Origin of the sequence: Janthinobacterium sp. BJB446 (assembly GCF_002735655.1) — a bacterium.
Classification (GTDB): Bacteria; Pseudomonadota; Gammaproteobacteria; order Burkholderiales; family Burkholderiaceae_D; genus Janthinobacterium; species Janthinobacterium lividum.
Genome location: NZ_PDZK01000003.1, coordinates 328,223 through 342,994, shown reverse-complemented (window position 1 = coordinate 342,994; position 14,772 = coordinate 328,223). Strand labels below are relative to the sequence as shown.

Below are 14,772 nucleotides of genomic sequence, written 5' to 3'. Positions count from 1 at the left end.
CAGGCAAAAAAATCCCGGCGATCGTTGCCGATGGCCGGGAAAAGGGTATAGGGGGATATACCAGGGGAGACTTAAAACTTACTGTGCGCGCGCTAGCTCCGCATGCACCTGCGCCGTGATTTCATACGAACGCAGCCGGTGCTGGTGCTCGAAGATCTGCGAAGTGATCATCAGCTCGTCGGCGCCCGTTTCAGCGATGAAGGCGGCCATCTTCGCCTTGACGGTGTCCGGCGCGCCGATGGCCGTGCAGGACAGGACGGAATCGAGCATGGCGCGTTCCTGCGGGCCCAATTGTTCCAGATAGCCGGGCACGGGCGGCTGCAGGCGCGACGGGCGGCCCGTGCGCAGGTTGACGAAGGCTTGCTGCATCGACGTGGCGCGCAAGTGCGCCTCGGCATCCGTGTCGGCGGCAAACACATTGAAGCCCAGCATCACGTATGGTTTCGCCAATTGTTTTGACGGCTTGAAGTGTTCGCGGTAATACGCCACGGCTTGCATCATCATCTGCGGCGCGAAGTGCGAGGCGAATGCATACGGCAAGCCCAGGTGGGCGGCCAGCTGGGCGCCGAACAGGCTCGAGCCGAGTATCCACACGGGCACTTTCGCGCCCTTGCCGGGTACGGCCAGCACGCGCTGGCGCGGCTCGTCGGACATATAGTCGATCAATTCCAGCACGTCTTGCGGAAACTGTTCCGCGTCGGACTGCAGGTCGCGGCGCAGGGCGCGCGCCGTCGTCTGGTCGGAGCCGGGCGCACGGCCCAGGCCCAGGTCGATGCGGCCCGGGTGCAGCGCTTCCAGGGTACCGAACTGTTCCGCGATGACCAGCGGAGAATGGTTGGGCAGCATGACGCCGCCGGCACCCACGCGGATGGTTGTCGTGCCAGCCGCCACATGGGCGATGACGACGGCCGTGGCGGCGCTGGCGATGCCGGGCATGCCGTGATGTTCGGCCAGCCAGTAGCGGTTGTAGCCCCAGCGTTCGCCGTGCTGCGCCAGGTCGAGCGTGTTCTTGAACGACTGGCTGGCGTCGCTGCCTTCGGCGATGGGGGCCAGGTCGAGTATGGAAAATGGAATCATGGTAGCGATATCGGGACGTGGTGGAAAATCACAATGGACGATTTGTCTATCCCCTGACGACAATAGGGTCGGCCTTGGAAGCGGCAGGGATGACAGGCTGTGCACATGATAATGCGAATCGGGAATTTGCGTACTGATCGGTAAAAAACTCGTATCGATTGGAAATCGGTGCGGGCGATGCTAGAGTGGGCCTCCCCACTTTATGCGCCCCGCCATGTTCAAGAAACCCATCCTGCTGACCCTGATTGGCCTGCTGCTGCAGCCCTCCGTTCACGCCGCGCCCATCAGCCTGCAGGCGCAGGAAACGGCGCGCTACGCGGCCACTTACCCCGAACCGCTGATCGCCAGCCTGGCGAAGATGGTCAGTTTCAACACGGTGGCAGACCCGGCCGTGCCGTTTGCCGCGAATCCCCAGCACACGGGCTTCAAGCGCTACCTGGCGGCCGAGGCGCAGCGCCTGGGATTCGATTTCCAGGATCACGGCCACGTGGTGATCATCGGCATGGGCAGCGGCAGCGAGCGCGTGGGCGTGATCACGCACGGCGACGTGCAGCCCGTGAATCCCGCCAAGTGGGCCCGCTCGCCGTTCGAGCTGGACCGTACCAGCGAACCTGGCAAGCTGCTGGGACGGGGCACGGAAGACGACAAGGGCCCGATCGCCACGGCCCTGTACGCGATGAAGGCTATCCAGGACCAGCAGGTGCCGCTGAGCAAGCGCATCGAGCTGTACGTCTACATGGCCGAGGAATCGGACTGGGAACCGTTGAAACAGTTCCTGAAAACCCACACGCCGCCGCAAGTGAACATCACCATCGATGCGGAATACCCGGTGGTGACGGCCGAGAAGGGCTACGGTTCCATCAAGCTGACCTTGCCGCCGCGCACGGCCATGCCGGCGGGGAAGGGCCCTGTGCTGAAGCAGCTGACAGGCGGCTTTTTCGGCAGTCAGATCCCGGAAGATGCACAAGCCGTGATCGACCACGCGCCAGCCGCGCTGGAAGCGGCCATCCGCGCCCGCGCGCAGCAGCAACAGGGCGTGCGCTACAGCTATGCACGCGATGGCGGCACCTTGACGGTGACGGCGCTGGGCGTGTCGGCCCATTCGTCGAAACCGGAAGACGGCATCAACGCCATCAGCATGCTGGCCGACGCGCTGGCCGTGCAGCCGTGGCAGGGCACGCAGGCGGCCGACATGCTGTCGTTCCTGAATGAACTGGTGGGCACGGGCATCTACGGCGAACGCTTTGGGCAGATCGCTTACCGCGACGGCTTCATGGGGCCGATGACGGTTGCGCCGACCGTGCTCAAGCAGAACGGTGGCGCGCTGGAGCTGACTATCAATTTGCGCCGTCCGCAAGGCAAGACGACGGCCGTGCTGCAACAGCAGGTGACGGCCGCGTTCGACGGCTGGAAGGCGCGGCGCCACGTGCCGGCTACCCTGCAGGTGCAGATCGGTGAACCGTGGCTGCAGACGGCGGCGCCGCAGATTCCCACCTTGTTGTCCGTCTTCGAACACTACACGGGCATCGCCAATCCGCAACCGGTGGCCATCGGCGGCGGCACCAATTCGCGCCTGTTCCCGAATGCCGTGAGCTTTGGCCCGGCCATGCCGCACACGGTCTACACGGGGCATTCCGAACATGAGTTCATCACAGAAAAGCAGTTGCTGTTGAACTTGCAGATGTACACGGCCGTGTTGATTGAACTGGCGAAATAGCCGCTTGCAAAAATAGCGGGAAGTCATAGACTGCAAGCCTGAGACGAGGCCAGGCACTGAACTTTTTATGCGCGCGCCGGTCTTAAGTTTCCATGTAGGAAGGGAGCAGCTATGCATGCACAACAGGATTCCCGGCTGGTGCCAGGCGGGGTGGCGCCGCGCCGCATCCCGCACGAGGGGCGGTCATGAACTGGCCGCTGGAGCTGGAAGTGGCGCACAAGCTGGCGCAGATGCGGGGCTGGCTGGAAGACCAGCGTGCCGGTGCCGTGCGCCTGCGCGGCGTGGACTGGTTTGCGTGGGCCACGGCGGGCGCATCGAACAGCCATTGCCATACGACCGAGTGCGGCTGCGCGGAAGTGCTGGTGACGCGCGATGCCGCCTACATCCTGACGGACGAAGCCGAAGCCATGCGCATGCGCGAGGAAGAAGTGCGAGGGCCATGGACGTGGCAGGTGTCGCCCTGGATGCAGCCGCAGCTGTATGAATTGCGCGAGCATTTCGTGCAGCATGCGGCCGGCGGCGCGCCTGTCCTGTCCGACCGGCCCGGCTTGCACGAACGCAGCCTGCCTGTGGCCCTGCGCGAAGAGCGGCTGGTGCTGCTGGAATCGGAGCAGTTACGCTACCGGCAGGTGGGGCTGCTGGCAGCTGGCGCGGCCGCGGATGCGCTGCGCCAGGCCCGCCCCGACTGGAGCGAGCTGGAACTGGCTGCCGCGTGTGCGCGCGCGCTGTGGCTGCGCGGCTTGCAAGCCGTGTACGTGCTGGCCAGCGGTGGGGAGCGCCAGCACCGTTATCGGCGCGCGCCGCCAGCTCAGGCGGTGCTGGGCAAGCAAGCCGTGCTGGCCTTGTGCGCGCGGCGTTTCGGCCTGTGTGCCAGTCTCAGCCGTCAACGGCGATTCGGCCCGGCGCTGCATCGGGCCGACGGCGCGGCGGTGGTCATGGACGATGCCGATGCGGCCATGCTGGCGCTGGAAGCGGTGGCGCTCGACGCTTGCGAAACGGGCCATGCGCTGAGCATGGTGTATCACGCGCTCGACAGTGCCTACGCCTATGCCGGCCAGCCCGACACGGTGCGCACCAGCCGGCAGGGCGGTATCCATGGCTACCTGGCGCCCGAAGTGGCGGCCGGCGCGCACACGGAAATCATCCTCAAGCGGGGCATGGCGCTGGCCTTTCACCCCAGCCTGCCCGGCAGCACGGTGGAAGACACGTTTTTGCTCGACGGCAGCCATTTGCACAATCTGACGCACGATCCGGCCTGGCCTTCGGCCGTGGTGCAGGGGCGCAGCCGGCCGTTGACCCTGGCGCTGGCTTGATGCGGTCAGTTGCGACCAGCATCGGCCAGTGCCGGTACATATCAATAGCGCTGCATCACGCCTTTTTGCACGCTGACCCGCTCGCCGATCTGGAAGGCGGGCTGGGTATTTTGCACAAAGGTGCGCGTCGTGCCGTCGTCCAGGCGCAAGGTGACGCGATACAGCATATTGCCCGCCGCCCCCGAGGTGCTGCCGGCCGTGCCCGACGTGCCCGCCTGCATGTCGGCACTGCCTTGGTCCATGCTGCGCGGCACGGTTTCTATCGACTGCACCGTGGCCGAGCTGATGTTCAGGGTGGACTGGTTCGCGTCATTGCGCATGTCGCTGCTCATGGCGTTGCCGGTATCGGTGGCCGTGCTGCTGGTGGTGCTGGCCGTACTGCTTGGCGGCGTCGTGCCGGCCGGTGCGGCATAGGTTTCGCCGCTATTGCTGCGTGCCAGGCTGGTTTTGTCCGTGGACTGGCAGGCCGCCAGCAAGGCGCATGTCAGGCCGGTCAGCAGCAGGGTTGTTTTCGATCTCATCTTGGTCTCCTCATGGTCGCACACTCAGGATCGGCACCCGCGGTGATTGCGGATAGCCGCGATTGCTGCATGTAAGAGCATGGCGGAGCAGGGATGTTCGGCGCCCGTCATTGTCGATTGAGCTAGATCAAGAGTCCAATTGCCGTGCTTGGTATAAAAGATGCTGGCAATTACCACTTCGTGCGCCTGCACGCTTCCTCACTGTTGAATCGGGAGAAAAAATGTCATCTGGCCCTACCGCAAAACTGATCGATGAGTTGGTGCTGGCCGTCGGCGGCACCGCGCGCGATGCCCGCGCGCGCCATGTCCTGGCCCAGGCCTTGCATGGCCTGGTGCGGCTGGCGCGCTCGGAACAGTTGCTGGACATGCAGCGCGATGCGGCACGCGCCATGGGGGCCAGCAGCCGGCGCGAGGCGCGCGCCCTGATGCGCCGCCTGGGCACGCGCAGCGCGCGCGGCCAGGGACAGTTGCGGCTGGAATTGCAAGATAGCGAAGCGGACCGCGCCTGACGGGCGCGAGTCCCCCCCCGTTCAGGCTTCGGGCCGCGGCACGCCCTTGCCAAGGGCAGCGGCGACCATTTTCGGCCAGAGGAAATACAGCGGCAGGCAGACCGCCACGGCGGCCGTGATATCGACCACCCAGTCGCTGACGGCGCCACGGCGGTAGGGCAGGAAACTCTGGATGAATTCGTCCAGCGCACCCATGGCCGCCACCATCAGCACCGACAGCAGCGCCCGGCGCGCCATGCCGCCGCCCGTGCCGCTGAACAGGATCAGGGCCAGCACGCCATAGCCGACGGAATGCAGCACGCCGCCTGACGCATACTGGCCCACATCTGCGCGCACGCCAGGAATGTCGCCGATCAGGATCACCAGCACATACAGCAGCAGCGCGGTGCGGTAGCGCAGGCGTTCGTGGCGGTCGGCAAAACAGAGTTCGAGCAGTGGTGCAGGCATGATGCGTCAGGACAGGTGGAAAGGTCGTCACAATATCATGGGCAAGGCGGGCCGCCGTGTTTTTGCGCAAGAGCTTGTCGTGCAGGCAAAAAAAGGCCCGCGGGGAGGCGGGCCAAAAACCCAAATGAAATGGGTCAAGAGTTGAGAGTTGCTCGGTACTCACCATGTCGCGCGCCTTGCCGGCGCCCGCCACGGTCATGAAAGGGGAGTGGTGTGCCATCGCGGCACACCTGTCTGTAGTCAGGCATATCGGTTGCCTGTACAGCAGATGAAGCAAGTATAGGGGGCGAAGATGACGGGCTGATGACACGCCGCAACATTTTTTTGCGGCGAGCAGAAGGACAGTGAAGAACGTCTGTCATGGCAAGAATGGCCATGTTTCAGCAGTGATAGCAAAAAAAAGCCCGCTGGTGAAAGCGGGCTTAAAACTATTTTCTTGGAGGAGAATAGTGGAGACAGGTGCATTATGCTGCGTCGCACGATATGTGTCTAATGGTCTTTTCAGATAACCATTATCGTTTTTTGATATAACTGCCTGTAGTTCTGCCTGTCGCTGCCTTCATTCCTTCACGGCCACGGTGTAGTTGAGCGCCATGCGCCCGCCATCGACATAGATGGTCTGGCCCGTCATGTAGGTGGCGTCGTCGCTGGCCAGGAAGGCGGCGATGCCAGCCACTTCTTCCGGTTCGCCGCAGCGGCCCAGCGGCGTGCGCGACAGGATCGTGTGGCGTGCCCCCGGGCTCGACAGCACTGCCTGCTTGGCCAGTTCCGTCAGGATGGTGCCCGGCCCGATGCCGTTCACGCGCACGCCATGCGAGGCCAGGTTCAAGGCCATGACCTTGGTCAACTGGTTGATGGCGCCCTTCGACACCACGTACGGTACCTGGTTCGGGATCGCCAGTTCCGCATTCACGCTGGACATGTTGATGATGCAGCCAGTATTGCGCTTGACCATTTCGCGCGCCACGGCCTGGCCGCACAGGAACATCGATTTCAGGTTGATGCGCATGACCCGGTCGAAATCGTCTTCGCACACGTCGAGGAAATCGGCCGCGTGCGTGACGCCCGCATTGTTGACGAGGATATCGATGTGGCCGAACTGGGCCAGGGTTTCCTTCAGCAAGGCATCGACGTCCGCCTTCTGGCTGACGTCGGCGCAAAAGAAACGCGCCTGCGGGCCGAGGGCGGCGGCCGCCTGCGCGCCTTCTTCCTTGATGTCGACCAGCATCACCTGCGCCCCTTCGGCGATCAGGCGGGTGGCGCAAGCCAGGCCGATGCCTTGCGTGGCGCCCGTGACGATGGCGGTTTTATTGATCAGTCTCATGTGTGCTCCTCGGCGGTAATAGGGGCCGCTGCCCGGGCCACCGGCCCGCGCGGCAATGGGCAGATTTTAATCCCTGGGCGGGAATCAGAGGAGGATGGGTTCGTTTGGCAACTGGTTGCCGCGCGTGCCATCGGCAGGGAAGTGGCTTTGCAACAAGGTATTCAACTGCTGCAAGGCATCCAGCGTGCTGTCGTGGTAATTGCCGTCCTTGAAGCCTTTGGTCATGGTGCGGCACACGGCTTGCCATTGTTCCGGCGTGACGCGCCGGCCCACGTTGCGGTCGGCGACGATATCGACCTGGTGCTCGGCCAGGTTGATATAGATCAGTACGCCGACGTTGTCTTCCGTATCCCACACGCCATACTGGGCAAACAGTTCGCGCGCCCGTTCGCGGTTGCTCACGCCCTGGTAAGCCATGCCCGGCGTCAGGGCCGCTTCGACGATCAGGCGCACTTCCGCCTGGTGCATCGCTTCACCGTCGGCAATCGCTGTCTCGATGGCTTTCAGGGTGCGTTCCGGAAAGGCATGGCGTGCCGTCGCCGGCGTGCCCCGCAAATGTTTCAAGGCCCGTCCGCAGCGCTGTCCGAATGTCAGTTGTTTCGTCATTACCAATCTCCCGAGGCGCCGCCGCCGTCAAAACCGCCGCCGCCGCCACCGAAACCACCGCCGCCACCGCCACCGCCAAAACCACCACCGCCGCCGAAGCCTCCGCCGCCGCTGCGGTTGTTCAGGGCTTGGCTCAAAATGCTGCCCAGCACGACGCCGGTGGCGCCGCTGGACCAGTTGCTGCCGCGCTGCAGCCGCGTCGGCCCGCCGCGCGAGCGGAACAGGGTCAGCACGACGAGGAAGCCGAAGAACAGCAGCGGCAGCCAGAAGGTCATGCCGCCCGCTTCCACGGTCGCCGGCGCTTTCTGCTGGGCCGGGGCGGGGAATTGCTCCTGGTTCAGCAGGGTGGCAATCGACCCCACGCCGGCCACCAGGCCGCCGTAATAATCATTCTGCTTGAAATGCGGCGCGATCACGTCTTGCAGGATGCGTTTCGATTGCGCATCCGTCAGCACGCCCTGCACGCCGCGGCCCGCCTCGATGCGCAGGCGGCGCAGCGACGATGGGTTGTCCTTTGCCACCATCAGCAGCACGCCGTCATCGACGCCCTTGCGGCCCAGCTTCCAGGCATCCGTCACGCGGATGCTGTATTGCTCGATCGCTTCCGGCTCCGTGCTCTTGACCAGCAGCACGGCGATCTGGCTGCCCGTCTTGGCTTCGTAATCGGCCAGCACGCCTTCCAGCGCCGCCTTTTGCTTGGCGTCCAGCATGCCGGCGTCATCCGTCACGCGCGCGGCCAGCGGCGGCACGGGCTGCAAGCCCTGTGCGCCGGCTGGCGGCATCGTCCACAGCAGCAGCGCCGTCGCCAGCACCGCCAGATAAGACCAGGCTTTCATCTTATTTGCCGAAGTTGACGGTCGGTGCGGTCGAGATGGCTTTTTCATTTTCCACCGTGAACGATGGCTTGACCTTGTAGCCGAAGACCATGGCCGTCAGGTTGTTCGGGAAGCTGCGCGCATGCACGTTGTAATCCTGCACGGCAACGATGTAGCGCTGGCGCGCCACGGTGATGCGGTTTTCCGTGCCTTCCAGCTGCGACTGCAAGTCGCGGAAGCTGGTGTCGGCCTTCAAGTCCGGGTATTTCTCGGACACCACCATCAGGCGCGACAGGGCCGACGACAGCTGGCCCTGCACTTGCTGGAATTTCTCGAACGCGGCCGGGTCGTTCAGCACTTCGGGCGTGATCTGGAAACTGGTGGCGGCGGCGCGCGCCTTGGTCACCGCTTCCAGGGTTTCGCGCTCGTGCGTCGCATAGCCCTTGACGGTGTTGACCAGGTTGGGGATCAGGTCGGCGCGGCGCTGGTACTGGTTGACCACTTCGCCCCAGGCTGCCTTGGTGGCTTCATCCTTGCTCTGGAAGTCGTTGTAGCCGCAGCCCGTCAGGACGCCGGCCAGGACGGTGACGCTCAGTGCCAGGCGCAGCCATTTGGTGAATTGATTGGTGATTTGCATGATGGGTTCCGTGCAGAGTAAGGGAGGTGAGGCAAATATACCTGAAACGGCCCGTAATGTCGGTTTAATAAGCGCTGGCCGCCGCGTCTGACCGCGTTGCCACGCCGTGGCAACGCCGCGCCGCGTTACAATACGGGGTTTGCAACTGAATATAGAGAAGGTGTGCCGTGAATTTCATCAATAAATTATCCGCCGCGTGGACGGCCAATAATTCCCTGCTGTGCGTGGGCCTGGACCCCGACCTGGCGAAACTGCCGGCCGAACTGCGCGATCTGCCTGATGGAATCACCACCTTTTGCACGCGCATCATCGATGCCACGGCCGACCTGGCCTGCGCCTTCAAGCCGCAGATCGCGTATTTTGGCGCGCTGGGCGCGGAAAAGCAGCTGGAAGACATCTGCCGCTATGTGCGCGAAAACTATCCGCACATCCCGCTGATCCTCGACGCGAAACGGGGCGACATCGGCGCGACGGCCACGCAGTACGCGCGCGAAGCGTTCGAGCGCTACGGCGCCGACGCCGTCACCGTGAACCCGTACATGGGCGAGGATTCGCTCGATCCCTATCTGGCGTGGCAAGACCGCGGCGTGATCATCCTGTGCCGCACCTCGAACCCGGGCGGCTCGGACCTGCAATTCCTCGACACGGATGGCGTGCCCTTGTACCAGCGCGTGGCGCGCCTGGTGGCCGAGAAGTGGAATAAAAACGGCCAGTGCGCGCTCGTCGTCGGCGCCACCTTCCCTGAAGAACTGGCGCAGGTGCGCGCCATCGTCGGCGACATGCCGCTGCTGGTGCCCGGCATCGGCGCCCAGGGCGGAGACATTGCCGCCACGGTCGGCGCGGGCCAGACGGCCAACGGCATGGGCATGATGATCAGCTCCTCGCGCGCCATCATCTATGCCACGCCGCAGGCGGGCGAAGACTACGCCGACGCGGCACGCCGCGTGGCCATCGAAACGCGCGATGCGATCAATGCGCATCGTTCGGTTTAAGTTGCATGCATAAAAAATGCCGGGCTAGCCCGGCATTTTGCATTGGTAGGTCGGCTTGGCCGCATGGCGTAAGCCGACATGAGTCGTCGTCGGCACTTGTCGGATTACGCTTCGCTAATCCGACCTACCCGACTTTCAGTCGCGCATGGGCGCCACCATTTCCACGTAATCGTACAACTCACCCAGAATTTCCTCGCCACGCTCATCCACGGATTCCGACAGCACGTCGATTTCCGTAAACAGCATTTCGATGGTGCGGGCGCCGCCGTCGCCGTCGAACAGGCGGGCGGCGCGGTGCTGCTCCCAGCGCAGGCTTTCCGCTTCGCTCAGGGTTTGCGGGAAATTGCGGGCGCGGTAGCGGAACAGCAGTTCCTGCAGGCGTTCGTCGGCAAACGAAGGGCGGGCCGTGGCCAGCTTGGCCGGCGTGTCGCGGCGCAGGGATTCTAGCAGGCGGCGGTCGTCGTTGCTGACGAAACCATTGTACAAATCTTCATCCACGTCCAGCGCGGCATTCGCGCCCGGGCGCTGGAACACTTCGGCCCAGATGGCATCCATGTTCGGCACCGTGGCGGCCAATTGCGCGTTGACCTTCGCCGCGTCCAGGTCGATGCCCCACTGCGCGGCCATGGCCGGCGACAGGGTCTTTAAGTTGCCAACCAACATGGGCGACTTGTTCAGGTGCACGCTTTTCACGGGCAGGCGCGTCATGCCTTCGGGCATGGCGTCCTTGCGCGTAAACAAACGCGTGCGGATGGTGTCGGCGTCCAGCTGGAACAGTTCGCGCGGATCGTAGGCGCAATCCCAGACGAGGATTTCATTTTTATTGCTCGGATGCGTGGCCAGCGGCCAGACGACGCCCAGGCAGCCCCGTTCGGCGGGGAACATGCCGGACACGTGCAGGAAAGGCTGGCGCTCGCTGGCGGCCAGGTGCATGCCCATTTCGCTGGCGACCCTGTCCTTTTTGTGCAGTGCCAGGCAGAATTCGAACAGTTTCGGCTGTTTTTCCTTGATCAGGCGTGCCAGGGCGATGGTGGCGCGCACGTCGGACAGCGCATCGTGCGCCGCTTCGTGGACCAGGCCATTGGCCTTGCTCAAGTGTTCCAGCTTGAAACTGGTCTGGCCATCGTCGCGCTTCGGCCATTCGATGCCTTCCGGGCGCAGCGCATGCGTCATGCGCACGACGTCGAGGATGTCCCAGCGGCCGCAATGGTTTTTCCATTCGCGCGCATATGGATCGATCAGGTTGCGCCAGAACAGGAAACGCGTGACTTCATCGTCGAAACGGATGGTGTTGTAGCCCACGCCGATGGTGCCCGGTTCCGAAAAGGCCGCTTCGACGGTGGCGGCGAACTGGTGTTCGGGTACGCCCAGCTGCAGACATTGCTGCGGCGTGATGCCCGTGATCAGGCACGATTGCGGGTCGGGCAGGAAATCATTGGCAGGCTGGCAATACAGCATGATCGGTTCGCCGATCTCGTTGAGGTCTGCATCCGTGCGGATGGCGGCGAACTGGGCCGGTCGGTCGCGGCGCGGCTGGGCGCCAAAGGTTTCGTAGTCGTGCCAAAGAAAGGTCTGGTTAGTCATTGATGGTCGTTACTTGATGGGTTATCCGGGCCCGTGAAAGGGCCGCTGCTACAGTTTTCTGAAAACCTGCCGATACTACACGAGAGGATGGTCCTCATCGCGTTTCCCGCATGGTGGCATACATTGCCCGTTCAAGGAGGTCTATCGTGTCAATTCCCATCGCCGCAAGCGGCAATTCCAACCCTTCCGTGACTTCCGTCAGTACGGGTGTTGCCGGCAAGGACGATAAAGTCCAGCAAAAGGACGGCGTGAACACTGAAATGAGCGTGAATGACCGTACCAAGCTGCAATTGAACGCGTCCATCATGCAGGCGTCGCTGAGCGTGTCGATCGGCGCGGAAAACGAGCCGCTGGCGCTGCTGTACAAGACGGCCATCACCAACATCAATGAAGCGCTGAAGGGCCAGTACGGCGAGGACGCGATCCAGAACGCGGCTTCGCAGGATAACAGCGCCGAAGCGACGGCGAACCGCATTGTATCGCTGTCGACGGGGTTTTTTGATGCGTTCAAGAAACAGAATCCCGGCATGGACGACGATACGGCCCTGAGCAAGTTCATGGACACCATCAGTGGCGGCATGGAAAAAGGCTTCAAGGAAGCGCGCGACATCCTCGGTGGCTTGAAAGTCCTGAATGGTGACATCGCCGGCAATATCGACAAGACGTATGAACTGGTGCAGAAAGGCTATGCGGACTTCATCGCCGCGCACAGCAGCAAGAAGGATGATGCCGCCAAGCCGGCCGACAGCAAGGCTGCCTGAACTACAGCATGACCCTATTGCGGCCGCCGGCTTTCGCGCGGTAAAGCGCCGCGTCGGCGGCGGCGATCAGCGCATGGTCGTCCTGTTCGGCCGCCAGGCTGGCTACGCCGAAGGAACCCGTGATGTGCGGCAACGCGCTGCGCATGTCGGCGAAGATGACGGCGAGCTGCATGCGTTCGCACAGGCGCTCGGCGACCCGCAGGGCCACGTGTTCGTTGGTATCGGGCAAGATCACCATCATTTCCTCGCCTCCGTAGCGCACGGCAAAATCCGTGGGCCGCAGGGCCGCGCCCAGCACTTGCGCGGCGATGCGCAATGCCTGGTCGCCAGCCTGGTGGCCGTGCGTGTCGTTGAAACGCTTGAAATGGTCGAGGTCGATCATCACCAGCGACAGGGGCGAGCCGCTGGCGTGGGCCGTGACGATCATGTTCGGCAGTAAATCCGTCAGCCAGGCGCGGTTGTACAAGCCCGTCAGGCTGTCGACCATCGACAGCTGGCGGTAGAATTCGCCCAGTTTCTGACGGCGGCGCAGCAGGGCATTGGCGGCGCGGATGCGGAAGGACAGCAAGCGCAGCAGGTTGCGCGCCAGGCCGTTCGACTGCTCGATCAATTCCCAGACGATGGCCGCGTCGATCACCAGCAAATCGGTTTCTTCCAGGGCGGAAATGGCGGCCAGGTTGCTCGCTTCATCGAGCACCGATTGTTCGCCCACGCTTTCGCCGGGCAAGACCTTGCTGACGGTGCCGTCATCCATGCCCGTGTGGGTGTCGGCGGCCACGGCCAGCGAACCGCGCAGGACGATGTACAGGCTGGCGCCTTGCGTGTCGGCAATGGCTTCGCCCGCTTCGAGGCGCATGACGGGGCAGGGCGCCAGCATGGCAGCCGTCTGGCTATCCGCCCCATCGCGAAATAGCTGTAAATCGCCGATGTTGCAGCCTGAAGCGCCGAAGTTGCCGATCTGTTCCACAATCACACTTTCAAAAAGCCGGCGCGCGAGCAGGGTGCCGGTATCTTCATGATAGCGTAAAGCAGCCTTGGCTGTAACGGCAAAGGCTTGCTTGAGGTCACTTACTGTGAGAAATACGACAATTATTTCATTGCCGCGTTAATACGCTGGAACACTTGCTGTTTTAGTATGGATGTTGCCGCGCGTGAACGGCGGGGCAGATGTGCAAAGGCAGCCTTGAACGGCTGCCTCAGTCTCTGGAAATCCTGCGGGTGGGGAGTTACTCGGCGGTTTCTTCCGCTTCGGCCGTATCGATCACGGCATTCTTGCCGGTGGCGTGGCGCTTGCTGTCTTGCAGGCGGCCCAGGGCGCTATCGATGGCGCGTTTCAGTTTATCCGTGGCGCCGGCAACGGATTGATGCACGGTGGCGTTCTGTTCGGTCACGGCAATCGGTTGATAGCCAGCAACGCGTGCTTCCATGACGCAGCGGATATCGTCGGCGCCGCCTTTCGGGCCATTCGTATCGCTGATGTGGACTTCGATGCGGGTCAGGTTGTCGCGGAAGCGGTTCAGTGCGCTTTCAAGTACGGATTGCACATGTTCGTTCAGTCCAGCGGTGTTGGCGATGGTGCTGTCGGTATGAATATTGATTTGCATATGCTTACTCCTGTCAATTCAAAAAAAACCCATCTCAGGCGTGATGCGGCCTGGTTGCTGCCTCATGCACATGACCTCGTGCATGGAACTTATCTTACTCCTCTTTCCAGTATTTCAAGAGGGTGCGCACGATTAAGATGGGCTTAACCCTTCAGCCAGGTCAAGTTTCCACTACGAAATTATTTACCCTCAGCCATTGATGAGACCGGCCGCGATATTGATCGACAGCCCCAGCACGACCAAGTTGAAGAAAAAGCTCAGCACGGATTGCCCCAGCACGATCTGCCGCATCATGCGCGTCTGCACGGAAACGTCCGACGTTTGCACGGCGACGGCGATGGTGAAGGCGAAATACAGGAAATCCCAGTAATCGGGGTCTTGCTCATCGTCGGGAAACTTCAGGGGGCGCAGTGCGGGGTCGGCCTGGTAATACAGGTGGGCGTAATGAAAGCAGAACAGGGTGCCGACGAGGAACCAGGAACCGACCAGGGTGAGGATCGTCAGGCCGTAGTGCAGCGCGCGCTCGTCCGGCGCCATGTCTTTCATCGAGGACAGCTGCGAGACGATGGCCACCAGGCTCATCACGGATGCGACGGACAGGGCCGACAGGACGGTTGCCGCCCGCTCGTCCTGGCGCGCCGCCATGGCTTTCACCTTGTGATGGTTGGCGCGCATCATCATCCAGGCCATCGTCGCCAGGTAGAACCAGACGGCCACGTTCCACGCCGTCAGCAAACGCGTCATCTGTTGCCAGGATGCGGGCAGCAGCAGGCCGGCCGCCACGCCGATGGCCGTGGCCATGCTCAGGTGGGGACGGCTGCGGATGAAGCTGTGGAACGGAAGCGTGATTTTCATGGTGCGGGTT

Annotated in this window: 16 protein-coding genes; 5 read left to right on the top strand and 11 right to left on the bottom strand. The window is 62.9% G+C overall.

Annotation, left to right across the window (positions count from 1 at the left end; translation table 11 throughout):
• Positions 1-78: 78 nt before the first annotated feature.
• Positions 79-1,077, bottom strand: a complete 999-nt coding sequence (locus CSQ92_RS20995; RefSeq protein WP_034784490.1) for an LLM class flavin-dependent oxidoreductase — start codon at positions 1,075-1,077, stop codon at positions 79-81.
• A 214-nt stretch (positions 1,078-1,291) separates the two neighbouring features.
• Between CSQ92_RS20995 and CSQ92_RS20990 the strand changes: the two genes are divergently transcribed.
• Together CSQ92_RS20990 and CSQ92_RS20985 are read left to right on the top strand one after the other, a co-directional pair.
• Positions 1,292-2,794, top strand: a complete 1,503-nt coding sequence (locus CSQ92_RS20990; RefSeq protein WP_099395268.1) for a dipeptidase — start codon at positions 1,292-1,294, stop codon at positions 2,792-2,794.
• A gap of 185 nt (positions 2,795-2,979) precedes the next feature.
• A complete protein-coding gene (locus CSQ92_RS20985) occupies positions 2,980-4,107 on the top strand; it encodes a M24 family metallopeptidase (RefSeq protein ID WP_034784489.1) in 1,128 nt (375 codons plus the stop codon).
• Between the two features lie 41 nt (positions 4,108-4,148).
• Here the strand turns inward: CSQ92_RS20985 and CSQ92_RS20980 are convergent, their stop codons facing one another.
• Entirely contained in the window at positions 4,149-4,628 is a 480-nt protein-coding gene (locus tag CSQ92_RS20980) for a hypothetical protein (protein ID WP_070282452.1), read from the bottom strand.
• Between the two features lie 221 nt (positions 4,629-4,849).
• Here CSQ92_RS20980 and CSQ92_RS20975 point away from each other — a divergent pair, with 221 nt between their 5' ends.
• A complete protein-coding gene (locus CSQ92_RS20975; RefSeq protein WP_099395267.1) occupies positions 4,850-5,137 on the top strand; it encodes a hypothetical protein in 288 nt (95 codons plus the stop codon).
• 21 nt (positions 5,138-5,158) lie between these two features.
• On the opposite strand, the gene CSQ92_RS20970 is transcribed toward CSQ92_RS20975, so the two are convergent.
• From CSQ92_RS20970 to CSQ92_RS20950, 5 genes are all read right to left on the bottom strand, one after another.
• Positions 5,159-5,584 carry a VanZ family protein gene (locus CSQ92_RS20970; protein WP_257219309.1) on the bottom strand — a complete coding sequence of 142 codons (426 nt, stop codon included), beginning with the start codon at positions 5,582-5,584 and terminating at the stop codon, positions 5,159-5,161.
• Between the two features lie 559 nt (positions 5,585-6,143).
• Positions 6,144-6,908 (bottom strand): SDR family NAD(P)-dependent oxidoreductase, encoded by a 765-nt coding sequence (locus CSQ92_RS20965; RefSeq protein WP_099395266.1) that lies wholly within the window; start codon positions 6,906-6,908, stop codon positions 6,144-6,146.
• Between the two features lie 84 nt (positions 6,909-6,992).
• Positions 6,993-7,514, bottom strand: coding sequence for a TPM domain-containing protein (locus tag CSQ92_RS20960; RefSeq protein ID WP_099389490.1), 522 nt, complete (start codon positions 7,512-7,514; stop codon positions 6,993-6,995).
• On the bottom strand, positions 7,514-8,350 hold the full coding sequence (locus CSQ92_RS20955; RefSeq protein ID WP_099395265.1) for a TPM domain-containing protein: 837 nt from the start codon (positions 8,348-8,350) through the stop codon (positions 7,514-7,516). Before CSQ92_RS20955 ends, CSQ92_RS20960 begins: the two co-directional genes overlap by 1 nt.
• 1 nt (position 8,351) lies before the next feature.
• The gene (locus CSQ92_RS20950; RefSeq protein WP_034781723.1) at positions 8,352-8,966 is read right to left on the bottom strand and encodes a LemA family protein; all 615 of its coding nucleotides are present in this window, start codon (positions 8,964-8,966) and stop codon (positions 8,352-8,354) included.
• A 167-nt stretch (positions 8,967-9,133) separates the two neighbouring features.
• On the opposite strand from CSQ92_RS20950, the gene pyrF reads away from it, so the two are divergent.
• Positions 9,134-9,958, top strand: coding sequence for an orotidine-5'-phosphate decarboxylase (pyrF, locus tag CSQ92_RS20945; RefSeq protein WP_099395264.1), 825 nt, complete (start codon positions 9,134-9,136; stop codon positions 9,956-9,958).
• A 135-nt stretch (positions 9,959-10,093) separates the two neighbouring features.
• On the opposite strand, the gene sbcB is transcribed toward pyrF, so the two are convergent.
• Positions 10,094-11,542, bottom strand: coding sequence for an exodeoxyribonuclease I (gene sbcB / locus CSQ92_RS20940; RefSeq protein WP_099395263.1), 1,449 nt, complete (start codon positions 11,540-11,542; stop codon positions 10,094-10,096).
• A gap of 146 nt (positions 11,543-11,688) precedes the next feature.
• Here sbcB and CSQ92_RS20935 point away from each other — a divergent pair, with 146 nt between their 5' ends.
• Positions 11,689-12,303 carry a DUF5610 domain-containing protein gene (locus tag CSQ92_RS20935; RefSeq protein ID WP_257219308.1) on the top strand — a complete coding sequence of 205 codons (615 nt, stop codon included), beginning with the start codon at positions 11,689-11,691 and terminating at the stop codon, positions 12,301-12,303.
• A gap of 1 nt (position 12,304) precedes the next feature.
• Here the strand turns inward: CSQ92_RS20935 and CSQ92_RS20930 are convergent, their stop codons facing one another.
• The 3 genes from CSQ92_RS20930 to CSQ92_RS20920 all read right to left on the bottom strand — a co-directional run bounded on the left by CSQ92_RS20930 (position 12,305) and on the right by CSQ92_RS20920 (position 14,762).
• Entirely contained in the window at positions 12,305-13,270 is a 966-nt protein-coding gene (locus tag CSQ92_RS20930) for a GGDEF domain-containing protein (RefSeq protein WP_070257586.1), read from the bottom strand.
• Positions 13,271-13,529: 259 nt separating this feature from the next.
• On the bottom strand, positions 13,530-13,907 hold the full coding sequence (locus tag CSQ92_RS20925; protein ID WP_034781728.1) for an HPF/RaiA family ribosome-associated protein: 378 nt from the start codon (positions 13,905-13,907) through the stop codon (positions 13,530-13,532).
• A gap of 189 nt (positions 13,908-14,096) precedes the next feature.
• The gene (locus CSQ92_RS20920; RefSeq protein ID WP_034781730.1) at positions 14,097-14,762 is read right to left on the bottom strand and encodes a DUF1345 domain-containing protein; all 666 of its coding nucleotides are present in this window, start codon (positions 14,760-14,762) and stop codon (positions 14,097-14,099) included.
• Positions 14,763-14,772: the final 10 nt, after the last annotated feature.